Origin of the sequence: Gracilibacillus timonensis (assembly GCF_900086715.1) — a bacterium.
Taxonomy (GTDB): domain Bacteria; phylum Bacillota; class Bacilli; order Bacillales; family Amphibacillaceae; genus Gracilibacillus; species Gracilibacillus timonensis.
Genome location: NZ_FLKH01000011.1, coordinates 257,785 through 282,789, shown reverse-complemented (window position 1 = coordinate 282,789; position 25,005 = coordinate 257,785). Strand labels below are relative to the sequence as shown.

General features: G+C 39.2%; 23 protein-coding genes and 1 riboswitch. Of the genes, 10 read left to right on the top strand and 13 right to left on the bottom strand.

What is annotated here, in order from left to right; genetic code table 11:
* Positions 1–121: 121 nt before the first annotated feature.
* From BN6556_RS08690 to BN6556_RS08680, 3 genes are read right to left on the bottom strand one after another with little or no spacing between them, the layout of a single operon-like run.
* A complete protein-coding gene (locus BN6556_RS08690) occupies positions 122–862 on the bottom strand; it encodes a glucosamine-6-phosphate deaminase (RefSeq protein WP_066189833.1) in 741 nt (246 codons plus the stop codon).
* Between the two features lie 53 nt (positions 863–915).
* The gene (locus BN6556_RS08685; RefSeq protein WP_066189830.1) at positions 916–2,292 is read right to left on the bottom strand and encodes a 6-phospho-beta-glucosidase; all 1,377 of its coding nucleotides are present in this window, start codon (positions 2,290–2,292) and stop codon (positions 916–918) included.
* Between the two features lie 16 nt (positions 2,293–2,308).
* On the bottom strand, positions 2,309–3,223 hold the full coding sequence (locus BN6556_RS08680; RefSeq protein ID WP_066189828.1) for a carbohydrate kinase family protein: 915 nt from the start codon (positions 3,221–3,223) through the stop codon (positions 2,309–2,311).
* A 462-nt stretch (positions 3,224–3,685) separates the two neighbouring features.
* On the opposite strand from BN6556_RS08680, the gene BN6556_RS08675 reads away from it, so the two are divergent.
* A complete protein-coding gene (locus BN6556_RS08675; protein WP_066189825.1) occupies positions 3,686–4,417 on the top strand; it encodes a GntR family transcriptional regulator in 732 nt (243 codons plus the stop codon).
* Positions 4,418–4,544: 127 nt separating this feature from the next.
* Here the strand turns inward: BN6556_RS08675 and BN6556_RS08670 are convergent, their stop codons facing one another.
* From BN6556_RS08670 to BN6556_RS08660, 3 genes are read right to left on the bottom strand one after another with little or no spacing between them, the layout of a single operon-like run.
* Positions 4,545–6,434 carry a PTS fructose transporter subunit IIABC gene (locus BN6556_RS08670; protein ID WP_066189824.1) on the bottom strand — a complete coding sequence of 630 codons (1,890 nt, stop codon included), beginning with the start codon at positions 6,432–6,434 and terminating at the stop codon, positions 4,545–4,547.
* Positions 6,434–7,363 carry a 1-phosphofructokinase gene (pfkB, locus tag BN6556_RS08665; RefSeq protein WP_066189821.1) on the bottom strand — a complete coding sequence of 310 codons (930 nt, stop codon included), beginning with the start codon at positions 7,361–7,363 and terminating at the stop codon, positions 6,434–6,436. Before pfkB ends, BN6556_RS08670 begins: the two co-directional genes overlap by 1 nt.
* Entirely contained in the window at positions 7,360–8,124 is a 765-nt protein-coding gene (locus tag BN6556_RS08660) for a DeoR/GlpR family DNA-binding transcription regulator (protein WP_392388589.1), read from the bottom strand. Before BN6556_RS08660 ends, pfkB begins: the two co-directional genes overlap by 4 nt.
* Positions 8,125–8,274: 150 nt before the next feature.
* On the opposite strand from BN6556_RS08660, the gene BN6556_RS08655 reads away from it, so the two are divergent.
* Both BN6556_RS08655 and BN6556_RS08650 read left to right on the top strand, forming a co-directional pair.
* Entirely contained in the window at positions 8,275–9,624 is a 1,350-nt protein-coding gene (locus BN6556_RS08655; RefSeq protein ID WP_066189815.1) for a hypothetical protein, read from the top strand.
* 72 nt (positions 9,625–9,696) lie between these two features.
* Positions 9,697–10,167, top strand: a complete 471-nt coding sequence (locus BN6556_RS08650; protein WP_066189812.1) for a DinB family protein — start codon at positions 9,697–9,699, stop codon at positions 10,165–10,167.
* 127 nt (positions 10,168–10,294) lie between these two features.
* Here BN6556_RS08650 and serC read toward each other — a convergent pair whose 3' ends face one another.
* Positions 10,295–11,374 carry a 3-phosphoserine/phosphohydroxythreonine transaminase gene (gene serC / locus BN6556_RS08645; RefSeq protein ID WP_066189810.1) on the bottom strand — a complete coding sequence of 360 codons (1,080 nt, stop codon included), beginning with the start codon at positions 11,372–11,374 and terminating at the stop codon, positions 10,295–10,297.
* A gap of 54 nt (positions 11,375–11,428) precedes the next feature.
* Positions 11,429–11,510: riboswitch (ZMP/ZTP riboswitch) on the bottom strand.
* A gap of 196 nt (positions 11,511–11,706) precedes the next feature.
* Here serC and BN6556_RS08640 point away from each other — a divergent pair.
* From BN6556_RS08640 to BN6556_RS08630, 3 genes are all read left to right on the top strand, one after another.
* Complete coding sequence (locus tag BN6556_RS08640; protein WP_066189807.1) at positions 11,707–12,420, top strand: HAD family hydrolase; 714 nt, start codon at positions 11,707–11,709, stop codon at positions 12,418–12,420.
* A gap of 57 nt (positions 12,421–12,477) precedes the next feature.
* Positions 12,478–13,635, top strand: coding sequence for an MFS transporter (locus BN6556_RS08635; protein WP_066189804.1), 1,158 nt, complete (start codon positions 12,478–12,480; stop codon positions 13,633–13,635).
* A 306-nt stretch (positions 13,636–13,941) separates the two neighbouring features.
* The gene (locus tag BN6556_RS08630) at positions 13,942–14,340 is read left to right on the top strand and encodes a helix-turn-helix domain-containing protein (protein ID WP_066189801.1); all 399 of its coding nucleotides are present in this window, start codon (positions 13,942–13,944) and stop codon (positions 14,338–14,340) included.
* A gap of 52 nt (positions 14,341–14,392) precedes the next feature.
* Here BN6556_RS08630 and BN6556_RS08625 read toward each other — a convergent pair whose 3' ends face one another.
* Both BN6556_RS08625 and BN6556_RS08620 read right to left on the bottom strand, forming a co-directional pair.
* On the bottom strand, positions 14,393–14,620 hold the full coding sequence (locus BN6556_RS08625; RefSeq protein WP_066189799.1) for a hypothetical protein: 228 nt from the start codon (positions 14,618–14,620) through the stop codon (positions 14,393–14,395).
* A 431-nt stretch (positions 14,621–15,051) separates the two neighbouring features.
* On the bottom strand, positions 15,052–15,780 hold the full coding sequence (locus tag BN6556_RS08620; protein WP_066189796.1) for an EcsC family protein: 729 nt from the start codon (positions 15,778–15,780) through the stop codon (positions 15,052–15,054).
* Positions 15,781–16,198: 418 nt separating this feature from the next.
* On the opposite strand from BN6556_RS08620, the gene BN6556_RS08615 reads away from it, so the two are divergent.
* The 4 genes from BN6556_RS08615 to BN6556_RS08605 all read left to right on the top strand — a co-directional run bounded on the left by BN6556_RS08615 (position 16,199) and on the right by BN6556_RS08605 (position 19,334).
* A complete protein-coding gene (locus BN6556_RS08615; protein ID WP_066189793.1) occupies positions 16,199–16,915 on the top strand; it encodes a DUF421 domain-containing protein in 717 nt (238 codons plus the stop codon).
* Between the two features lie 220 nt (positions 16,916–17,135).
* Positions 17,136–17,309, top strand: a complete 174-nt coding sequence (locus BN6556_RS22055) for a hypothetical protein (RefSeq protein ID WP_161485678.1) — start codon at positions 17,136–17,138, stop codon at positions 17,307–17,309.
* A 147-nt stretch (positions 17,310–17,456) separates the two neighbouring features.
* Positions 17,457–18,620: a DUF4317 domain-containing protein gene (locus BN6556_RS08610; protein WP_066189792.1), complete on the top strand. Its 1,164-nt coding sequence runs from the start codon at positions 17,457–17,459 to the stop codon at positions 18,618–18,620.
* 132 nt (positions 18,621–18,752) lie between these two features.
* Positions 18,753–19,334: a thioredoxin family protein gene (locus BN6556_RS08605; protein ID WP_066189789.1), complete on the top strand. Its 582-nt coding sequence runs from the start codon at positions 18,753–18,755 to the stop codon at positions 19,332–19,334.
* Between the two features lie 74 nt (positions 19,335–19,408).
* On the opposite strand, the gene BN6556_RS08600 is transcribed toward BN6556_RS08605, so the two are convergent.
* The 4 genes from BN6556_RS08600 to BN6556_RS08585 all read right to left on the bottom strand — a co-directional run bounded on the left by BN6556_RS08600 (position 19,409) and on the right by BN6556_RS08585 (position 25,000).
* Positions 19,409–21,424: a putative bifunctional diguanylate cyclase/phosphodiesterase gene (locus BN6556_RS08600; RefSeq protein ID WP_078059993.1), complete on the bottom strand. Its 2,016-nt coding sequence runs from the start codon at positions 21,422–21,424 to the stop codon at positions 19,409–19,411.
* A 175-nt stretch (positions 21,425–21,599) separates the two neighbouring features.
* Positions 21,600–22,334: a glycerophosphodiester phosphodiesterase gene (locus BN6556_RS08595; protein WP_066189786.1), complete on the bottom strand. Its 735-nt coding sequence runs from the start codon at positions 22,332–22,334 to the stop codon at positions 21,600–21,602.
* 155 nt (positions 22,335–22,489) lie between these two features.
* The gene (locus BN6556_RS08590; protein WP_066189783.1) at positions 22,490–24,094 is read right to left on the bottom strand and encodes an extracellular solute-binding protein; all 1,605 of its coding nucleotides are present in this window, start codon (positions 24,092–24,094) and stop codon (positions 22,490–22,492) included.
* 21 nt (positions 24,095–24,115) lie between these two features.
* Positions 24,116–25,000, bottom strand: coding sequence for a carbohydrate ABC transporter permease (locus tag BN6556_RS08585; protein WP_066189780.1), 885 nt, complete (start codon positions 24,998–25,000; stop codon positions 24,116–24,118).
* Positions 25,001–25,005: the final 5 nt, after the last annotated feature.

Here is a 25,005-nt window from a genome sequence, read left to right as displayed (position 1 = left end):
GAGGTTTCCAACCATTTGCTCACTTGTCTTTAATTGGTCTATGCCCTGTTAACATCGAACTACGTCTTCCCGTATGAATCTATGTCTATCACCTCCCGTCGCAAGTTATTTTATAGATCAATTACGATAGCTGATGAAGTTCAACTGCCGCTTCTTCATCCAATATCCACGAGATATTCTTATGTCTTCTTAACTTCGTTGCAGGTATATTATTGGTGATTGGTCCTTCAATGATCTGCTTAACGATCTGGGCTTTTTTCTTACCGCTTGCTATCACTAATAATTCCTTTGCTTGCAGAATAGCTTTAAGCCCAAGAGTAATTCCTTGAGACACGGGAATGGTCGCTTGAAAATACTTCCTTGATACTTTTTTTGTAAGATCATCTAACGGTACAACCTGCACCCACTCCTTTTCACCAATAAGATTTGGTTCATTAAAACCGATATGCCCATTTAAACCTACCCCTAATAGGATAAAATCAATTCCATTGACCTCTTTCATTTTATTCGTTATACGCTCTTTTTCATCGTAAATATTATTTGCTTTTCCATTAAAGAAAATGATTTGTTGTTCATTTAAATGTAGAGGTTTATATAGATATTCATTCAACATCTGTCGGCAACTGCCTATATCTTCCCCATCCAAACCCACCCATTCATCTAAACTTACGAACGTTAACTTACTAGTATCTATTTTTTCTTCCTTCACTTGCTTTACCAATTTTGCATAAGTAGTTAACGGAGTATCACCTCCTGCTAAGCAGATAACGGCGTTAGGATTTGCTTTTATGCACTCCATAATCTTCGAGGCAGCTAGCCATGATAATTGTTCATGATTGGGAACAGTCCGTAAATGATTCATTCTGATATTTCCCCCTATATGATCTATTGAAATTCATACAATCCATGATTTTATTATGAAAACTGAGGTAAATAATCACGGTAAACTTGTAAGTAGTCATCTAGTATTGCTTTCGCCACTTTATAAGAAGGTACCAGCGGATGAACCGCTAACGCCTGAAGGGCCTCCTTATAATTACCCGTTACCGCAGCACTTACTGTTAACCTTTCGTAAGTTTTTACAGGTTTAATTAAAGACATGGATACATCAGGAACTTCTCCGACATTTAGTGGAAAATATCCATTCTTGTTGACCAGGCATGGAATTTCTACCACATCGTCATCACGCAAATTGTTAATAGCACCATTATTAGGAACATTTAAAGTTAAAACTTGTTGTTTATTATTAACAATACTCTTAATTATGTTTAGTGCTAGCCCTTCGTATCCTTCTTCTTCAAAAGTTATATCAATCGCCTCTTCATTTTCATGCACATCATGTTCATCACCAGTGGTTTCTTTCGACATATAAGTAGATGATCTAGATTCCATGGTCTTTTCGTACTTTTCTAACGCCTTTTCCATTTTCTTCTCTTTTACAAGTGGGATTAATTGATCTAATAGTTCCCGATTCAATTTAACTATTTGTTCACCGCGTGTTTCCTTAGCATTTCTAATGTTATTTAATGCTTCACTCTTATAATAAAAATAATATAAATATTCATTAGGTAGCATCTTTATATTACGAATTAATTCCGGGTCAAAAAAGCTAAAGATATGAGAGACACTGGCTAATTTTTCATAATTATCAATAATTTCAGGCAGCCGGTCTTGACCATTTACGTAGACATTGGGCACCCACCCTAGATGATTCAAACCAAAGTAACCTGCTTGTAGTTCCGTATGAGGTACTTTTAAATACTTTCCTAAAGCATTTTTTATTCCAGCATGTGCGTCACAAATGCCAATCACTTTTTTATGACTACCATATGTATTAAGGGCTTGTGCAAGTAAACCAGCCGGATTAGTAAAATTAAGAAGCCAAGCATTCGGAGCCAGTTCATTTATGATTTTTGAATAATCTAACATCATTGGAATGGTTCGAAGTGCCATCGCAAATCCGCCAGGTCCAGTAGTTTCTTGACCTATCACTCCATGATTTAAAGAAATCCTCTCATCCATCGTTCTTGCTTCTTCTTGTCCTACCCTGATAGCAGAATAGATAAAGTCTGCTCCTATCACAGCTTCTCTAATATCTGTAGTTAATGTTAGCTTAAATGCATTGTCCTTACTTTCAACGATAAAGCGAGAAATGTGTCCCATTATTTCTAGTCGCTCTTTATCATTGTCGAATAAGACGACCTCTTCGAATTTGATATCTTCATGCTTGAAAAGACCATTAATTAGCATAGGGGTTCGCATTCCTGCTCCACCAAGAATTGTTAATTTCATTTTTATTCCTCCCATATTATTGTAATCGTAATTCTTCTATCACTTGATCCCATGTTGGACTACACTTAGTCCCGCCTAAACCTTGCACAGAGCATCCTCCACAAAAGTTTCCAAGTTGTATAGACTCTGACAAACAATATCCTTTTAAAATACCTGTCATTACACCTGCAACGAAAACATCCCCCGCACCAGTTGTATCCATCACCTGTTTTTTAGTAGTGGGAACCATCTGTTTTGTGTTACCACTCTTAAAAATCGCTCCATCTTCCCCTAATTTAATGATTGTAACGCCCTTAGTGTTAAATGTATTTAATTGGTCTAGCGCACTTTCTATCGTGTGTTCATTTGTCATAATAAGTGCTTCTTTAAGATTGGGTAAAAAATAATCACCTGCTGATACTAATTGTTGCAACTTGACTTCCTGCAGCCATTCTTCATCCCAACCTACATCCTGAAATATCAACCAATTTTTATTTTTCGCTGATTCAACAATAGATACAGCGTTTTCATTCAATGATATATATAGTGCTCTTGCACTCACCTTATTTACAACAGAGTTTATATAACCTTGATAATCAAAATCGTTTATTTTGTCCTCATATGATATAAAAGAGCGATCGCCATCATAATTTAATGCAACAGACAACGTACGCAATGGCTTATCAAGGTGTACTATATGTTCTGTGTTTACTCCTTCTTTTTTTAAATTCTCAAGAATAAAAGAGCTCAAAAAGTCATTACCTAGCGGGGCTGCCACTGTCACTTTTAAACCAAGCCGCGCTAATGCAACTGCTACATTATAAGAAGCCCCACACGTGAATTCAAAATCACCACAATATACCTCTTCTCCTAAGTTAGGCAGTCTGGGTATCGATGAAAATATAACATCAACTGAAAATGGGCCAACTACTAACACATCATAATGATCCATAATATTCTCCTTTCTAAATTGTTAATGATGTAATGACAAATTTAAATAAAATAATAAAAACAAAACTGTAATATCATGGTGTTGTACTTATATTCATTTTGTTGTAATTATGAATTTTACTACAAGAACCGTTTGTAGTCAATTTAATTTTTATTTTTATCTATAAAAGATGCATATCCCATCTTAATTTCTAACAAAAAAAGATTATACTTGTTAGCCATAAAATAATTGAATAGCTGGGCTTTACAATAAATTCATATGGTTATCACTATAAATTTTATTGTAAAACAAAATGAGATATGCAAGATATTAAGAAAAATTTATTACAAAGACTCTATTTTATACCCTTTTAATAAATTTCAAAATGAATATCGCTAATATAGTTTCTTAAAATTTGATATTATATTATTATATAATAATATAAATAGGTATTAAATTAATTATTTTTAATGAGGTGAAAACATGGTGCAACACAAACACGGCATTTCATTATACTATGCTGTCAAGGAAAAAATACTAAATAGAATTACGGATGGCTTTTATCCTGTTGGAAGTCAACTGCCTACGGAAGCAAATCTATGTGATGAATTTAATGTCAGTAGAACAACAATCCGTGTAGCACTGCAACAACTTGAGCTGGAAGGGAAAATTAAAAAAGTGCAAGGAAAAGGTACTTTCGTCTCGTCTCCCAAGTTTAAAGAAAATATTAGTCAGAACATAAAAAGCTTCTCTGAACAGATGAAAGAAGCGGGATTAAGTTCTTACTCAAAAGTTCTAAATTTAGAAATCGTTCCAGCAACTACTAAATTGGCACATGACTTGGAAATTAACGCTGATGATCCAGTGATTAAACTGATTAGACTTCGTTTTGCAGAAAAACTTCCATATCAGTATTCTATATCTTATGTACCATGGAAAATTGCTCCAGGTCTCATTAATGACGATTGTTCTCATTCCTTGTTTGAACTTTTAAGAGAGAAATATCACGTAGATACTCATAAATCAGTAGAATCTATTCAACCTATCCTACCCAGCAAAACAGTTTGTGAGTTACTGGAAATCAATAAGAACACAGCTTCTTTTGAATTAGAATCTTATACTTATACAGCTGAAGAAACATTAATAGAATATTCAAACACCATTGTCCGAGGAGATTATGCAAAATTTGTAACAGAAAGATATTATGACAATTAGTCATTGAATAAAAGAATGCAAATCTGTAAAAACCCCAAAAAAAACTGATGCTTTTTTTGGGGTTTTTTAAGTGTCATAATATCTTGTTATATAGCTGATTCCTGCATTTTATATATTAGAGCTAATGTTATTCTTTATCCACTGGCTTTTTCCAAATACCTAATATCAAACCAGATATGATAGCACCAATAATAATCGCCAGCAAGTACATCATCCAGTTGCCCACCACGGCTGGGAAGGCAAAGATGCCGCCGTGTGGTGCTTGTACACCAATACCAAATAACAAGGTGAGACCACCGGCAATCGCAGAACCAATAATCGAAGAGGGAAGCACTCGACCTGGGTCCGAGGCAGCAAATGGAATCGCACCTTCTGTAATAAAGAAGGAACCAAGGGCATAGTTTGTTTTACCAGCTTGTCGCTCCTCATCAGTAAACTTGTTTTTGAAAAAAGTTGTTGCAAAAGCGATAGCTAATGGTGGCACCATCCCACCTGCCATAACGGCCGCGTGTGGTCCAAAGTTACCAGCATCGATCATGGCAATACCAAAGGTAAAGGCCGTTTTATTGATGGGACCGCCCATATCAACCGCCATCATACCACCAAGAATAATGCCTAGTACCATCACATTGGCTCCCGTCATACCGCTTAGCCAGTCGCTCAATACATTCATCAGCCAAGCAACAGGTTCAATAATGACAAAGTACATTAGAAGTCCCGTAATCAAAATATTTAACACTGGATAGAATAGAATCGTTTTAATCCCATCAAATGTTTTAGGCATTCCTGATAGTAATTTTTTCACACCTAATGCGACATAACCACCGAGGAAACCGGCAATCAAACCACCGAGGAAACCGGCGTCACCAGCCGTTGCCATAAAGCCACCGATCATCGCCGGCGCAAAACCTGGCCGGTCGGCAATACTCATCCCGATAAACCCGGCTAATACGGCTACCATTAAGGCAAGCGCATTATCGCCACCAATGTTATTCAAGGCAGCCGCAAAGATATTATATTCGTCACTTGTTGGGTCTGCTGAATTGATACCAAACAAGAAAGAAATAGCTACTAAAAGTCCTCCACCCACAACAAATGGCAGCATGTTGGATACACCATTCATTAAATGCTGATAAAAGCTGGAACGATTACCCCCGCTTGAGCCTGAACCGGAACCTTTGCCGTCACCTTCATAAACGGGAACATCCCCACTCATTGCCGTATCGATTAATTCATCGGTCTTGCGAATACCATCGGTTACTCCACGGCGCAGTACCTTCTTACCATCAAACCGATTCATTTCCACTTTGGTATCGGCGGCAACGATAATTGCCTTGGCTTGTTGAATCTCGTCGTCTGTTAAACGGTTCTTCACTCCATCGGATCCATTGGTTTCCACCTTGATGGATATCCCTTTTGCCTTTGCCTTATCCTTCAATGCATCGGCCGCCATATACGTATGGGCAATACCTGTCGGACAACCCGTAACAGCTAACAATTCGATACCATTTGCCTTTGATGCTTCCGCTTCTTTCGCCTCCGATTCGGCTTTTCCTAATTTCTCTTCTTCTTTTTGATTAATAATCGAGAGAATCTCATCTTCTGATGTTGCTCCCATCAATTGTTCACGAAAATCCTCATCAATTAATAAGGTAGATAGCCTTGATAAAGTTTGCAAGTGATCATTATTAGCACCCTCACTCGCTGCAATCATAAAAAATAAATGCGCTGGCTTACCGTCTAATGATTCGTAGTCTATTCCGTCTTGCGATCTTGCAAAAGCAATCGCTGGCGTAGATACAGCGCTAGTCTTCGCATGAGGAATGGCTACATGGTCACCCACTCCAGTACTAGTTTGCTTTTCACGATCCCAAATAGCCTGCTCAAACGCAGCCTTATCATTCAAATAACCACCTTTATCCAACTGCCCAGCTAACTCGTTGATAATGTCATCTTTTGTATGTGCCTTGGCGTCCAAAATGACAATATCTCGTCTTAATAACTCGGTAATTCTCATTAGTTATCCATCCTTTCCTCACTCAGTTTAACTTGTGACAAAAGCGCCTCTGCTTCTTCTTTGGTACATAAGGTTTTCGAGAAGGCCGTGGCACTACCCGAAGCCACGGCAAATCGGGCCGCTTCTCTTGGATCAGCTGTTTGCTGTAATTTATAGATAAATCCTGCAACGGCTGAATCACCCGCCCCTACCGAATGAACAGCCTGCCCAACTGGTGCCGTTAACCGTAACACACCGCCTTCCCCAACATAAATGGCACCATCTTTCGCCATCGAAATCAACACATGATTAATTTGATTTTCCTGATGAAGACGTGTGGCTAAACGAATAATATCCTCATCCGTTGCTATTCTCTCACCAAACAAATCGGCCAATTCATGATGGTTGGGCTTGATAAACGTCGGACTTGCCTGAATCGCTTCCTCCAGCGGTAGTCCGCTTGTATCCAGGATAGCCATCACACCTTGATCGTATAATTGAGCCACTATTTCACGATAAGTGGCTGGAGAGAGGGACGATGGCAGACTACCCGATAGCACCACAATATCGTGTGATCGCAGTTGACCTAGCTTGTCCAAAAGTTGTTGATAGGAGGCTTGATCGATCTGTGGGGATACGCCGTTTACCTCCGTTTCTTCTTCACCTGATTTCATCTTTAAGTTGATACGTGTATCCTCTTTTAAGTAGACAAAATCATGTTCAATGCCTGTTCCTGTTAGGTAATCGGTGATGAATTCCCCTGTAAAACCTCCGATAAATCCTAACGCAGTACTTTCTCCACCGAGACGTTGAAGCACTCTGGACACATTAATACCTTTTCCTCCCGCTTCCTTATAATCTGACTTGCTTCGATTTAAACGGCCAGCTGTAAAATTCTCTACTTGTACCACATAATCAATGGCAGGGTTTAAGGTAACGGTATAAATCATAACGACACCACCTCCAAGTTTGTTTGTTTACGCAGAGCAGTTTGTTGTTCTTCTGATACATGATTCGTTGTTACCAGGTTGACTTGAGCTAAGGAAGCTACATTGGCAAAAGAGACTTCCCCAAACTTTGAGGAATCCGCCAGTACATAAGTTGCTTGTGCTTGTTCCAGTGCAGCACGTTTCACGCTTGCCTCTTCCGGATCCGGAGTAGTTAGTCCTTGTTCTAGATGTACCCCATTTATCCCTAAAAAACACTTATCAAAACGATATTCACGCACCGACTCTACTGCCTTGGTGCCCGTTAATGCTGCGGTACCCTGCTTTGCCTTACCTGCTATCACATAGGTTTCAATATTATGCTCAATTAATAACGGAACATGCGGAATACCATTCGTAACGACTACTACCGATTTTTGTGCAAGAAAAGGTATAAGTGCTAACGTCGTGGAACCAGCGTCCAAAAAGATCGAATCACCTGCTTCAATATGCGAAACAGCTTGTTCACTGATTGCTTCTTTTTCATGATAGTTTCTGGTTGTTTTTTCGACAAAGGTCGGTTCATCTCTTTTTTGTTTGATTAACGAGGCACCACCGTGTACTCGTTTGATGTACTGCCTCTTTTCTAGTTCTGTTAAATCCCTGCGAACCGTTGATTCAGAAGCGTTTGTTAAATCACATATATCTTTCACCTTGACTACTTCCTGCTCTTTTAATAAAGATAAAATCAAGTTTTGCCTTTCAATTGTGAGCACCAAGATCATCCTTTTTATATTAGTTATGAATCGCTTACAGTCATTATACAATCAAAAACGTTCACAGTCAACCAAAATCTATCAAAAACATTCACAACGCTTCATTTTATGTTATAATATTCACAAGTAAGCTGAAATCATTCGAAAGCAGGTGCAGCTATGAAACACACTTATCTATTTTTTGCCGCTATCTTTATTTTACATATCTATTCGTTATTTTTTCCTTATCCTTGGTTAAAATTCACACTTGGACTTTTGGCGATTGTCATATTACTGATTAGCTTCCGGCAAGCGACCAAATTGTTTCAAATTCTTGGAAGCAGCTTCTTACTTATTGGTCTTATTCTTTTGCCATTTACCGATTTATCATGGGGAGATATCATCTCTGGAATGGGGGATAACCTGTCGCTGTTAACCTTGCTTGCCGTATTACCTTGGATGAACAGCGTGGTAGCTGCTGGACGATTTGATAAATTGCTGCAGCGTTTATTACGAGGAAATGTGCAACATTTGGGGCAGCTTTATCAACGAAGCAGCACGGTGATGATGGCCTTAACTTCCTTTCTCAACGTGTCGGCTGCTACACTGGCACAAGATGTACTAGTCGATAATCTAAAACCAATCAAACAGAGAATTGCCAGTAAGTTTATTATGATGGTTTCCTTGCGCGGTTATTCTTTGGCATTGCCTTGGAGTCCATTAGAAATGGCGATGGGAATGATTCTTTTGGTCACTGGTGTGGGATTTGGCGAGCTGTTACCTTGGATGATTGCCATATCCGTCATTATGTATGTGTTGGACAGCCTATGGGGCAGATGGTTTTTTAAACGCTACAACTACCCTGCACCACCGCAGCAACAAACAAGCAACATCCGTCAAAATCGGTCAAGCATGCTACAATTAATCATTGCACTGGCCACTTTTTTATTTCTAGTGATTGCGATTGGAAACGTGTTTGATCTTGATTTTCTATTGACGGTTATTTTACTTGTACCGCCATTTGCCTTTTGTTGGGCCTTAGCTATGGGGAGATGGAAAAGCTTCTGGACAATTGGCTGGAATCGTTGGAAAAATACACTGAACACTATGCACAATTTTATTGTATTGTTTGTAACACTCGCACTGTTTACCAATGCCTTAAATGGATCGCCAGCACAAGACATGCTACAACAGCCGATCATTGCCTTAGCAGATAAACCGTTGTATGTCTTAATCATCATTCAACTATTATTTGTTTTTCTAAGCATGTTTGGCGTCCATCCATTAGCAACGATTGGAATCTTAAGCGGAATTAGCGGGATTTTAATGGAAGTATTATCCCCGTTAAGCCTTGCTGTCAGTTTAATGATAGCCACGGTTGCCACCGTCCCGATTGGAACTTACGGATTGGTCGTCACCATTACTTCCATGAGTTTAAGACAGAGTCCGTACTATATCACTTATTATAATATGATATATTCGTTAGTGTTCGGAATTGTCGGCATTATCTTTGCTTATTTCCTGATCTAAATCCTCCAACATGCATTTCGCCAAATTATTTGATACAGTGAAATGAGATCAATGATAAAGGAGAGAAATGACATGTATCGTACCGTGCAAGATTTTATTACCGATTGGGAGCACGAAGCACAAGGAACCGTTGCGGTGTTGAAAGCTGTAACAGATGATAAGCTAGGACAAGCCATTGTAGAAGGTCACAGCACACTTGGATGGCTCGGTTTTCACCTGGCGAGCTCTCCTGCCTTTTTCTCTAGTTTGGTTGGATTGGATATAAAAGCAGCCATCGCTTCTGAACCTAGCCATGCGGAAGAAAATGTAGCTGCCTATCAAAAGATTGCAGCAGCCGTAAAACACGAGGTCGAAGCCCATTTGTCCGACGAAGCTTTACTAGAAGAGGTAGATGGGATTGGCGGCAAGACACCACGCGGGGCTATCTTGCGTAAATTAATTGATCATCAAACCCACCACCGCGGGCAAATGACCGTATTGTTACGCCAAGCAGGTTTGCATGTTCCTGGTGTGATGGGGCCTACGAAAGAACAGCAATCATAAGTAGGGAGAAGAACAACAGCCTTCTTGGATAAAATAATGAGAGGCCTCTGATTTATGGAGTAAAAAAAACACGGGGGAGACCCGTGTTTTTTTATGTCAACTATCGTTTTATTACTAGTAACATTTTTTAACGATATTCTTTGGCGAAATTATCCATAAAAGCCACTAGTTCATGAACGCCTTCTACTGGCATAGCATTATAAATACTCGCACGCATTCCGCCTACAGAACGGTGCCCTTTTAAGGTTTCTAGGCCTGCAGCTTGTGCTTCTTTAACAAATGCTGCATCCAAATCATGATTTGGAATAACAAAAGGAATATTCATAATCGAACGACTATTCTCCTCCACAGGAGAGTGATAGAAATCTGATTGCTTTATATAATCATATAAAATAGCTGCCTTTTGCTGATTCCGTTTCTGCATTTGGGACAAACCACCCAAATCTTTCAACCACTCAAACACAAGCTTGGCAACATATATACCAAAAGTTGGCGGTGTGTTATACAAGGAACCACTTTCACTATGTGTTTGATAGTCTAACATCGTCGGGCACTCTGTTGCCGCATGTCCGATTAAATCTTCTCGAATAATGACCACGGTTAATCCTGCAGGTCCAATATTTTTCTGGGCACCAGCATAAATCAAAGCAAATTTGGTCACATCGATTTCCTCCGATAAAATGTTAGATGACATATCCGCTACCAACGGAACATCTCCAGCATCTGGAATGTCGTGAAACGCGGTACCTTCAATCGTATTGTTAGTCGTAATATGCACATAATCCGCTTCAGGATCTATCATATCTCTTGTAACGGTTGGGATATAAGTGAAATTCTTATCCGCAGAAGAAGCTATCTCCTTTACTTCTACAAATTTTTTCCCTTCTTTGATCGCCTTCTTAGACCAAGATCCCGTATTCACATAATCTGCCTTACCATTCTTCTTTAAATTTAACGGAATAGCAGCAAATTGCTGAGATGCCCCCCCTTGCACAAAAAGCACCTTATAGTTATCCGGAATCCCCATCAATTCTCGTAACAAACGTTCAGCTTCGGTTATGATATCCGTAAACAACCCTGAACGATGACTTAATTCCATTACAGACATACCGGAATCCTGATAATTTGGCAGCTCAGCTTGCGCTTTTTCCAACACCTCTAACGGCAGTATCGATGGACCAGCAGAAAAATTGTATACTCGTTTCATGTTCACCACACCTTTATATAATTTTAGACAGAAAGAGGTAAGGAATCTTTTTCCTTACCTTGCCCAGGCGAGCGGCTAGCGATACTATGTGCTCCCCTACGGTTGATCCGTATCCTCGCCAGTTACACATAGCCGATTAACTTTGTGAAAATTATAACAAGTTTCCCTTCCTTTTTCAATCATAATTTTATTTTTCGTCTGATTTCGCCGTTTGTCTATCTATGCAAAAGAAGTACAAAAATTGTAACAGTTTGATGCCCGAAAGTATGATAAAATAGACAATGGTCTAAAAATGTGACCTAAGATAAATCGGATAACAAGGATGGATATACATGCAAACCATCATTTTTGATGTTGATGATACATTATACGATCAATTACAGCCATTCCGTCATGCCGTTCAGCAAATAATTCCTGAAAGCTTTCAGCAGCATGAAATAATCGACCTTTATAAAAAAAGCAGGGAATACAGTGATGCCGTTTTTGAACAGCATATCCGCGGTGAGATCACCGCCTTGGACTTGCAAATTTATCGCATTCAAAAGGCATGTGATGATTTCTCTATCTCACTTACTAGAGAACAAGCTACTGCCTTTCAGCAATGCTATCTAAGAGAACAGCAAAATATCAAACTATTCCCGGAGATGGAATGCCTGTTAGATCAATTATATCAATCTGAGATATCATTAGCCGTTTTAACTAATGGGGAATACCATCACCAAATGATGAAAGTAGCTCAATTAAACGTAACCAAATGGATACCAGAAAGTCATCTATTTATTTCGGGACAAATAGGCTATTCCAAACCAAATGTACAAGCATTTCAATATGTAGAAGATAAGATGAACTTAGTCAAGGGACAAACGCTCTATATCGGGGATTCCTTTCCTAACGATGTAGCAGGGGCCAAACAAGCTGGCTGGCAAGCAGCTTGGCTCAACCATCGCCAGCGGCCTGTTCTTGAGCCATCTATCGTACCAGACTATACCTTCTGCCATGTGCAGGACGTATTAGCAATTGCCAAGGATATAGGGATTAAAATTTAATGAGGAACGGGATGAGTCCACCATTGATTCATCTCTTTCGTTTTTGGGGTGAGATTGTTGAATTCAAAAAAAGTATTAGGTATTCTATTTGCGGTCATGTTCTTCGTTATGGTAGGCTTTGGAATTATTATTCCCGTCCTCCCTTTCTATGCGGAAGAACTTGGCGCTTCACCATTCCAGTTAGGTTTATTGATGGCCACCTACTCGGTCATGCAATTTTTATTTGCCCCAATGTGGGGACGACTTTCTGACAAAATCGGGCGCAAGCCGGTTTTGCTTATTGGAATTGCTGGATTAGCCCTTTCCTTTTTTCTATTGGCATGGGCATCGCAGCTATGGATGCTATTTGCCGCTCGAATCATTGGCGGCTCATTATCTGCCGCAAACATGCCTACCGTAATGGCTTATGTTGCCGATATTACCAGTGAGGAAGACCGAGGGAAAGGCATGGGCATTATTGGCGCTGCCGTTGGACTTGGTTTTATTTTCGGACCAGCGATCGGAGGGATCTTCTCTTCTGGAAATCTGGCATTACCGTTTATTTTATCAGGAATTTCTTCCTTATTCACATGGTTCCTGGTGCTATTCGTTTTGAAAGAATCCTTAACAAACAAACAGGAAGCAATCGACAAGAAACGTCCTTCTTTGATAGACGGTTTGAAGACGCCGATAGCTAATCTCTATATTCTGCAATGGTTCGTTTCCGTTTCACTGGCAGGACTGGAGGCGACCTTTGCGTACTTCGCCTATGATCGTGCAGGTCTTGGTACATTGGAACTCGGCTATATTTTTATGATCATGGGACTAGCAGGAGCCATCGTTCAAGGTGGTTTAGTCGGTCGCATGACGAAATCGTTAGGAGAAGGCAAGGTTATTCAAATCGGCGTCCTCGTTTCTGCACTTGGGTTTGCTCTTATTTTGCTTGTGGAGAACTTTATCACTGCCGCTATTTTTTTAACAATATTTGGGTTGGGAAATGGCTTGATTCGTCCCAGTGTGTCTTCTCTATTAACAAAAACAGCCAAATCAGGCTATGGACAAACCACTGGCTTACTATCCTCTTTTGACTCGTTGGGACGGATTATCGGACCTCCGCTCGGCGGCTTACTATACGGATGGGCGATTTTCCTTCCTTATCTATCAGGGGTGGTATTGTCGCTGTTTGCATTAGCCATCTATTACGTATACAAAAAGAAAGTTTATTTAGCACTTTGATTGATAAGACACTAGCACAAAGAATCCACCTTTGTGCTTTAATTATGTCAAATCTCCTATATACAAGGTCCCTTTGGTCATGATAATCAGAACGGAAATGTCCTATCTCTTTTTTAAAATGATGCAAAAGCACCGACAGCTGTCTGACCTCTACAAAGCTACTATTCACTATTGCTTTTAGAAGACTTGAGTCCCTGTAATTCAAACAAGTTTAAATTGTTTAAAAATTATTCGACAATTTTTGCTTGCATTTTAATTTTCGAAGCGGAATTCATTGTATAATGCTTCCTAGAAAGGGAGAATCGTATGGTGAAATTTCAAGAAAGGCTTCGGTATCTTAGAGAAAGACAAGGGATCAAACAAGAAGAAATGGCCAAAAAACTAAATATATCGACCAGTGCATATGGATATTATGAACAAGGCCGAAATGAGCCTTCTTTAGATTCCATCAAAACAATCGCCGAGATATTTGATGTATCTGCCGATTACTTATTAGGCATTATTGATACAGAAAAACATCCTACCACTGTAGCAGATGGATTAGTATTGTCGGATGAAGACCTGCAGTCCATTCGTTTATTAAGAGAGCTTCAATTATTAGATGACTTAAACCGTTCCCCAGATTTTCAAGTGGAACGTCTCGGCAGAGCCTGGCAATTTATTAAACATGAAATACATATAGAGAAGACTCAGGAATCGGAATGAACCTTGTTTCGTTACTGAGTTTTCTTGTGCATTCTTTCTTAAACTGCTTAATTTATAGCTTCTTTAACTCTCTACAAAGCTGTTCAATTTTATGTGGACCTTCTTCTAATTCTATTAACGGTATGATTTGTAATAATGCCCAAGCCGCATCATCTTTGGTGTATATAGAATCCTGAAGTAATAAACAAATAACCTCTAATAATTGCGCCTTCACATCCGTTAATACCTGCTTGGACATCAAGTTATCAATAACTTCCGCATCTAATAATGACTTTTTCACTGGAAAGACCTCCTATTTAATTATGTTTATTGTTATATTGGGATATTACTTTAAAACACCATGGTGGATTATTCTACACGAAAAGAGGAACATGCTTAGAGGCGAATAAAATAGGAACGTTTGTTCTTATTAATATATCATATTCTCTTCAAAAGAACAAGATATATCAGAAAACAATATAAAAAAATCACAACAGGCGAATGAACCTCGCTACTCTAAGATTTCTATATAAATTGAACTTATAAATGTAACAAAAACAGGTAACAGAATCTATACCTCCACTCCAAACACAAAATAATGGAGTAATCATCCGACAAAGCCGGCAATTACTCCATTTATTTCGGGGATAACGGACGCTAACTCCCCGATAAGTTTCACTACCCATTAGTGGGAGCTGAAGAAAACTTCCACGGATGGAAGTCTCACTTTATTTATTTGATTTGTCTGTCTTCTTGTGCAAACCAGCGAATTCGATAACTATTTTTTGCGGTTGTTCCTAGCTGTTCTAACAAATTATAATTGGCATATGCCCCTACGACCGCACCGAATCCCGGGATTAATTGGAACATTTTCACCAAGTCAATATAATCGCGATATTCTTGTTGGAATTCGCGCCAATCCATATCGGTTAAGCGTCCCTTTTCCTCGTCCCAGTGTTTAATCAAATAGTAGACTTCTCTGCGTTTATCTTCATTGGAAAAGGCCAATTGAAAGACGTGCAGAATAAATAAACGTTCTTCATATTTCGACACATCCCATCCATATATCGTAGCAACCTCAAATAAAAACTTGATTTTAATCGATAAAAGCAAAGGAAAGTCAGCTAAACCTAACAAGAATCCTCCCGCACCTGTCCCTGCTCCTTCCAACATAGCAGTTTTTCGATATCCTTCCAGTTTCTCTTGGACAAGCTGCTCCTTTTCCTCTAGGGTCTTTTCTACATACTGCGTTTTATTGGTAGTCACATCAGAACCAAACAATGTCGTCTTTACCATTTGTTTAATCGACTCCGTGATAATCTGATGCGCTCTTTCTGGGATATATTGATTGATCCGATTTTGCGTGCGTTTTGATATTTTTTGAAACATGCTCTGTTTTTTCAGCAGGCTTAATTCCCAATCAAGCAGCTCTTGATAAACTTCATGCTCATATCCGTTCATTTTATTTATTCCCTCCATAATATGCAACTAGCTTTTATACGTAATAACCAAGCTTTATGCTTCAAAAAAATCCCCGAATACCACAACTTTACTTAGAATCAACAGATTTGATCTCTAGTCTATTGTCGAAAAGCATCTTTATATAAGTTGAATGAAATCATTTCTCATTGTTTTGATAGATGCTCTTGATCCATTTTCGCGAATGAATCAAACGAAGTATTATCAGGAAATAATGTGAACATAGACTTGCTTGTCACACGTTTTTGTTACATTTATAACTTCAACTTATATAGTTACGAATTTTCGCATTATCTAAGCGAAAGATATTTAAAAAAAAAATGAGCAATCAAGCCATACATATTATGTCGTCTCATGGAGCAACATATAGAAAAACAAATCACAGGAGGTGCTTTTTACCATGCTATCTGATCTAATGATTGTGGCAGGAAGAGTATTAACGATTCTCCCTTTATTTTTAGCAATTGCCCTCTTTATGGGAAGACGAGCCATGGGAGAGGTACCCATCTTTGATTTTCTCGTCATTATTACCTTGGCCTCGGTGGTGGGGGCGGATGTCGCTAACCCAGATGTAAGCCATATTCCAACCGTTACGGCTCTCTTACTTATTGCTATTCTACAAAAAGTAGTTTCTCATTTAAAGCTGTCCCATCGCAAATTCAATAAGCTCATTAACTTTTCCCCAACTACCGTCGTTTATGAAGGAGTTATTCTACATAAGCACTTAAAAAAAGTTGGTTTTTCTATCGAAAATTTACTGCAAATGTTGCGTGATAAAGGAATATTTGATTTACAAGAGGTGCATATTGCAATCATTGAAGCAAATGGTGCTCTTAGTGTATTAAAAACACCAGACAAGCAGCTGGTGACACTCGGAAACTTAAACATGACATCTTCCCTTCTACCACTATCTTTCCCCGTTATTATGGAGGGAAACATTCAGACAAAGGTCCTAGCATCCAGAAACCTGAACAAACAATGGCTGTGGACTGAATTAGAGAAACAAGGCATTGTGGAGATACAAGAAGTATTTTTTGCCTCCGTCAATTTACAAAACGAGCTGCACCTCTCTCGCTATCAAGATCAGCAATCTCAAGCACCGATGATGGACGATTAATCCCTCTTATTATTACAGTTTGATTACACTTTGCTTTTAGAAGATTATTTGTTTAGAAATCGTGGTATCTATTACTAACCCCTTCATAATATAAAAAGCGGTAGGATGATTTTAGCGTCTTATTTGCTTAGCTGTGACGCCACTATAACATTATTTATGGCGTTACAGCACACCTTTACGAACATTTTAAGTAAAAAAACTTAATAAGGAGGAACCCCCCATGAAGTGTAAAGATTGTAATGGTGAAGGTTTAAAACGATGTCCAGATTGTTCAGGTGAAGGTATTGATTATGGAATACACAAGTGTGACACATGTGCTGGGGAAGGGGAAATTGCTTGTTCGGGTTGTCAAGGCAGCGGGAAAATAAGCATACTACAGAAAATAAAGGATTGAGTTTATGACGAATTGGAAAATCAAGCTACGCTAACACCTCAAGCACGTCACCATTTATCGTGCCTGAGGCGTTTTTTTATGATGCCAGACATCGTCAAAACATGGTATAGTGAAGGATGACGATAATGATACAGGAGCGATGAGTGAATGAATAAACAAGATATTGCTAATATACGTAAACAATTTAAGGTAGATAATGATAAGATGAAAATTCATGAAATATTTAATGTCTATATCATGAAGGAATCCAGTGATATTTACCATCAGCAAAGCCAGCCTTTCGATATGCTTGATCAAGATGAACAAGAACTATTTATCACCAACTTTAAAAAAGTGTTAACTGGACAGCTGGATGAAAAGTTATTCGAATTGAAATTTCACGCCGAAACAGAAAACCCAACCCAGCTCATTTTACATAAAGGATTGCTAGCAGGTGAAAATCAAGAATGGCAGCAACAAATGCTAGTTATTGTTGAAAAAATACTCCAGGACCGACAATATGAAATGGACGTGGTCGTTACATTTATACGCGGTGAATATGTTAAACCGATGGGAAGAAGTCAAGATGATGAAGGTAGCATTCATGATTCGGTTTATGCACACCCATTTATATTATGCAGCATCAACAAAACACAAGATCCCAAGAAAGAGTTGCAATTCGACTATATCGCGAAAGAGTTTAAATATAACGTGATGGTAGACCCGGTTATCAATCTAAATGCGCCAATGGGCGGGTTTCTCTTCCCTTGTGTGACAGACAATGCGCAGGATGTGAATCACGTGTTGTACACTGCTGGTAAAGCCAACGAGCCTGATGAGGCATTTATTGAAAATGTATTAGAAGCGGAAGAAACGATGACAGCCAAAGATGATAAGATCGCCTTTGAAGAAGTGGTTCGTGACGCTGTCGGGCACCAACTGAACTCCTCGACCCTCGCCAATGTATATGAAGAAATTCACCGCGTGGCAGAAGACAACGAGGAAGAAGAAGCACCTACCTTAGATTACAAGGATGTCGAACGTATCTTGACTTCAAGCGGTGTAGCTGATGTGAATACAGAGAAGATGGAAGCCGCCTTTCAAAATGTCATCGACGACACCAATTATGAATTAAAAGCACGTAATATTGTGCCCAAATTTAACTCTAAGTCTATTAAAATCAATACAAAAGTCGCTAATATTTCTGTTAGCCCGGAAGATTTACGCCACGTCCGACAGATACAAATGGACGGGCGCCGTTATTTGATGATCGAAGTGGAAGAAGACACGGTGATTGACGGATTTACATTGATTCCGGAGGCGTTTAAGTGAGAAGGGGGATTCCGTTGTAATTGCCCTGTAAACATGACCTTATCACACCTTTCAGACGCTTTCAGTTGGCAAAACGCTAGGTTTTTGATATCGTTTTCATATATGATTTAATAAATCTTTGGAGGTTGGTGTATGGTTTTTACATTAGAATTACGAAAAAAGGCCCCCGATTTTTATCTGAAAGCAACCGACGGGAAAAACTATCAGCTAGATGACTTTCAAGATGCAGACGTCCTTGTGGTGTTTTTCACCTGTAATCATTGTCCTTTTGTCCTCGGTTCCAATGAGGTAACTCGAGCTACTGCTGAAAAACACTGCGCTGATGGGGTGAAATTCGTTGCTATTAACTCCAATAGCGTGAATACTAAACCTGATGATTCTTATGAAGTAATGGTTGAAACCATGAATGACCAGCAGTTTCCATGGCCCTATCTGCACGACTCCACCCAAGAAATTGCCAGGGCATATGGTGCTTTACGCACTCCACATTTCTTTGTGTTTGATCGGAATCGAAAATTGATATATACAGGAAGAGGTATTGACAATCCGCGTGAGGCAGACAAAGCCACGATGAATGATTTAGACAATGCCTTGAAAGAACACTTAGCAGGAAAAGAAATTACGATACCTTTAACCAATCCACTTGGTTGTAATATTAAGTGGGAAGGACAAGACGAACATTGGATGCCTGCAGAAGCATGTGATCTAGTCTAATCTATTGTTTTCATTACTTGAATGGAAAAATCCAAGGCTTATTCCACCTATTGAAAAAGCCTTGGATTTCCTAATTACATATAAGTTAAACATTTCTTCGTCTGCAGCATACGCTCCATATCTCCCACTCGAAGCGGTTTACTAAAATAATATCCTTGCACCTCATCAATACCTAACTGCACGACTGCCTCTACCTCTTCTTTCTCTTCCAACCCTTCCGCCACAACGGTCATATCAAGACTTTTCCCCAGTTGAATAACGGTAGAAGCAATTAGCTTCTCACTGGATTGGGTAGAAATCCCTTTAATCAGCGATCGGTCTATCTTTAATATATCCACCTTAAATTTACGCAAATAAGCTAACGAGGAATAACCCGTACCAAAATCATCTAGCGCAACTTTGATGGACTTATCTCGTAATTTCTGCAGGATATCTCGTACCCCTTTTTCATTCTCAATCAACAATGATTCCGTGATTTCTACTTGAACCCAAACCGGGTCCACCTTAAATTCTTGTAAGATTTGAAAGAAATGATGAACAAAATAAGCTTGCATAAATTGACTAGCGGACAAATTGATAGAAACCGGAATGAGATCATAACCATTGGAAGACCATAAGCTGATTTGCCTACAAACAGATCGAATCACCCATGTACCAATAGGATTAATCATCCCCACTTCTTCCGCCAGTGGGATAAATTCAGATGGGGATATTTCACCAAACTCCGGATGTTCCCAACGAATTAAAGCTTCAAAGCTTTGGATCGAGGCATCGATTGGATTGACCCGGGGCTGATAAACAAGGGAGAATTGCTCCTCCTCTAAAGCCTTACGCAAATCATTTTGGATTTGAAACGTACGCTGACTCATATCATTCATATCCATGTTAAACATTTGATAATCGTTCTTCTGCTCATTTTTAACATAATACATCGCTAAATCGGCGTGCTTCATCATTGCCTCCGGGTCTTCTCCTCCACCTGGGTAAGCGGCAATGCCAATACTTCCTGTTATATTCAACTCATAATCTTCTATAAGAAAAGGTTGTTTAAAATCATCTATAATAGCTTCCGCAAACTGCTGCAATTCATTGTAACTATCAATTTGGTCAATCAGAATGGCAAACTCATCTCCGCTAAAACGGGCAACAATTCCTCTTTTGGAAACCATCTGCTGGAATCGTTCGCCTACAGCAATCAGCAACTTATCCCCAGTCACATGACCCAAGGTGTCATTTACATATTTAAAACTATCTAAATCGACAAACATAATGCCGAACTTAATGTTACGTTGTTTCGCCTTGTTTATTGCTTCTTTCAGGCACTTATCAAACATCCGCCGGTTGGCCAACCCAGTCAAGTGATCGTAAAAAGCCATATATCGAACTTGTTCTTCGTTTTGCTTTTTGTCTGTAATATCATAACGGATTGCTAGATATTGATAGGGTTGTCCGTTCTCATCCTTAATAGGAACAATGGTCGTATTCACCCAGTAAGTGGAACCATCTTTCCTTCGGTTGCGTATTTCACCCTTCCACACCTTACCTAAACCAATAGTACGCCATAACTCCTTGAAAAAATCCCGTGAATGATAATGAGAATTGATAATCTGATGGGTTTGACCAATCAGTTCCTCAGCTGTATATCCCGATATTTCACAAAATTTATTATTTACATATGTAATCTTGCCTCGTCGATTCGTAATCGCAACGATAGCAGCCTGATCGATGGAATATCGCATATCGGCAAGATCCTTCAAAGAACGTGTTAGTTGTTCTCCTTTTTGCCTTACATCGGTGATACACCCAATCACTTGCGGACCCACTGCAGAATGAACATAATGGCCATAGATATCCAAGATGATAACTTCATGTGGATTGGTATGAATCATGGCCGTGGTATGAATGTCTGTTTTGTTACCATCTATTAACGATTTAAAACAATGTGCCGTCTCTTTATTTATCCACTGTGCAATAGCCGTAGAATAATGGCAGTCTTGATATTGCTTCACATCCAAATCTAATATGTCTACGCATACTTGGTTCATATATGAAATGCGTTCTTGAACGATTACAAAAACCCCTTGCTTCATTTGATCACCTCCAGATTTGGTGCCATTATAATATCTTAGATTATACCATATTTTAGATGTACTGGTAACTTTTCAAAAGATGAGGCATTGCTTGTTGGTGGGAATATAATCAAAAAAATAGTGGCGCTGTCTATTTAACAGCACCACTAGGACATTCTTAATTATACGTTAAAAGCTATATCAGGGAAAAGCCGCTGGATGACTTAAACAACAATGGTTTATTCGTAATCACACCATCTACCCCTTTGGCCAAATATTGCTCAGCCAACTCCATATCGTCAATCGTATAGGGGTACACCTTTATCCCGCATGCATGAGCTTCTGATACCATACCTTTCGTCGTGTAAAAATGGTGTGGATGGATACTATATGCTTCGATCCCACTATTTTTGATATAATCAAACAGGTGGACCAAATTCATGTGCAGTATAAAACCGATCTTAACCCTTGCATCCAATAAGTGAATTCTTTTCAAACATTGGTGATCAAAAGAAGAAAACAGCACACGATCCTGCATCCCATATTTATGAACCAAATCTATCATCTTCTGCTCAATGCCTACATGAATAATCGGGCTATTCTTCACCTCAATATTAAGATCCATGTCCGTGTCTTTCACCAATCGCAAGGTTTCATCTAGTGTTGGGATTTCCTCCCCAGCAAATGAAGGATCAAACCAGGAGCCGAAGTCACATTGTTTTAGTTCGCTTAAATTTGCTTCATGAATGGCAGCTGTCCCATCACTAGTTCTTTTAATCGTTGCATCATGACATATAACCGGAACGCCATCCTTTGTCAGTCGAACATCCAGCTCAATACTATCCGCTCCATGGTCAATCGCTTTTTGAAAAGCAGCTAACGTATTTTCGGGGGCATCACTGGACGCACCTCGGTGTGCTATTATCTTCACTGTTGTTCCTCCTCCTCACTATCCTGTGTATGCAGCAATAGAAATTCTATCCTGAATATATGATAAACTCATCGGTTTCATTACCGCAAATCTTTAACAGAGACTTGCCCTGCAACTCACAACATAGAGGATCGGGCAAGTCCTGTTATACATAATTAGCTTTCTTGGTATCGTTCATGCGCTGCTGATTCAATTTGCATATATTCTTCCAGCCCCATTTGTTTTACCTGCTCAACGTAGGCATCCCACTCGCTGAACGATTTTGAACCATTGATGAATAATTCTTCTTGTTCTGCTACAAAGCTTTTAATGTCAGCACCTGGACCTTGCATAAACGTTAATTCTTCCTCGGTATAATTAAAACCATTCCAAATCTCTTCCGGAACATCCGGCTGTGCCTTTTCCCCTGCTTCAATGGCATTTGGCATCGACTCTGATCCCTTGAAATACTCCTCCTGTACATATCCTGGATAACTGCCTCCCATCCACGTTACATATGGTGTTAATGCTTCATCCATCGTTAAGCCATCAGGATTATTGGTGATTTCCTCGGTATACTCCATTTCTCCATCTTCTGTCACTTCGTATGTTTCTCCCTCCACACCCATAAATTGGAATGCAGCGCCTTCTTCACTAAAGAAATGGTCAATCCAACGAATCGTCGCCTCTGGATGCTCATTAGCACTAGTAATTGCAAATGCGGCAACATGAATTAATGGTGATTTTACTTGACTATATAATTTGTCACCATGTGGTCCTTCTAAAGCCCCTAGGCCAGTGAAATTATCCTGGTTCATGACGGTAACCGGGTTTGGTGAGATATTCGCTCCTAAAATACCTTGAGCACCTTTTGCGTTTAATTGGGCATCGTCCATCGTGAAAATCTCTTCATCTATTAATCCTTCTTGATATAACTGATGAATATATTCGAGCATTTCTTTATATTTTGGCTCTGTCGGCATAAACCTTAATTCGTCGGTCTCTGGGTCAACATCAACATATTTATTGCCAACACCTCTTGTGCCAAAACCCCAAGCACCTTTCACCATATCACGAATTGCTCCGGTACTGGTGGCACTAAACGGTATCTCATCCTGTTCGCCATTACCATTTAAGTCTGTCTCCTGAACGGCCTTTAAATAATCATAAAATTCATCGGTTGTGGTTGGTTCATCCATATCCAACTCTGCCAGCCAATCCTGATTAATCCATAGCGGCTTACCAATCAACATTGGTAAGAAATCTGGGTTGTAATAAGAAGGGATCGAATATATATTGCCATCCGGCATCGTTAAACCCTTTTTGGCATCTGGGTGTTTTTCCAAGAAAGCTTGTATATTCGGCGCATATTCTTCAATTAGATCATTCAAAGGAACAAACACTCCCTGTTGACTATACGATACTACATCTGCCGAAGGAATCCTAGCTGAATAAAAAACGTCTGGGTATTCGCCGCTAGCTAAAACCAAGTTCCTCTTCTCGGTTAATGTTCCAAAGGGGACCTCATCGAAAGTTACGTCAATACCGGTTTTTTCTGCATACGTATCAAAAACAAGTGTTTCTTCATAATCATCTAGATTCGGTTCATATTTTCCTGTAAAAAATTCTAATTCAATCGGTTCTTCCACAATCGGAAAACCTTCCTTATTGACATTTTCCCTAGATTCCTCTGATCCTGCCCCCTCTGCCGCATCTTCATTCTGACATGCTGCTAACAACATTCCTACTATTACTAACATCAAAGCGAATATTTTCTTCATTTTTCCATTCCTCCTCATATGTTAACCTTTTAATGAACCAATCATAACGCCTTTAATAAAATATTTTTGCAAAAACGGGTAGATAATTAGCATAGGTAAACTGGCTATGATCACCACTGCATATTTCAATCCCTCTACTCTTAAAAGATGCTGTGCAACACCTTCCGTTCCAGATGTGGACATCGCCGTCATATCATCCTGAATCAGCATTTGCCGTAAAAACAGCTGCAAGGGATATTTTGCTGAGTCCTGCAAATAGATTAAGGCATCGAAATAAGAGTTCCAATGTCCTACCCCATAAAATAGTGCCATTACAGCAAGAATTGGCGTAGATAACGGCAAAACAATTTTCCACAAAAAATGTAAATTGGTAGAACCATCAATCGCTGCAGCTTCGCGTATCTCATTCGGAATTCCTTGAAAAAAAGTTCGCATGATAATCACGTTATAGACAGATACTGCCCCAGGTATCATGACAGCCCAAAATGTGTCTAACATCCCGACATCTCGGACTAGCAGATAGGTTGGAATCATCCCACCGTTAAAAAACATCGTGAAGATGATAAACGCCGTGATAATCCCTCGACCATAGAAATCTTTCCTTGACAACGGATAAGCAATCATTACAGACATAATCAGATTAATAAGCGTACCAAGCGCCGTGTAAAAAATAGTGTTTCTATAACCTATCCAAATATCCGAATTCTGAAATGCCAACAGATAGGATTCAAAGTTTATATCTTTAGGAAATAGCCATAATTCTCCTAACAACATCTTTTCCGGGTTGCTAAAAGACGCGCTAATAACATAAATTAATGGGTATATCATTAAACAAATGACCAAGGATAAGAGAAAGTAGTTTGTCACGGTAAAGAGCTTATCGCCTTTATTTAAACTATAAAACATTCGTC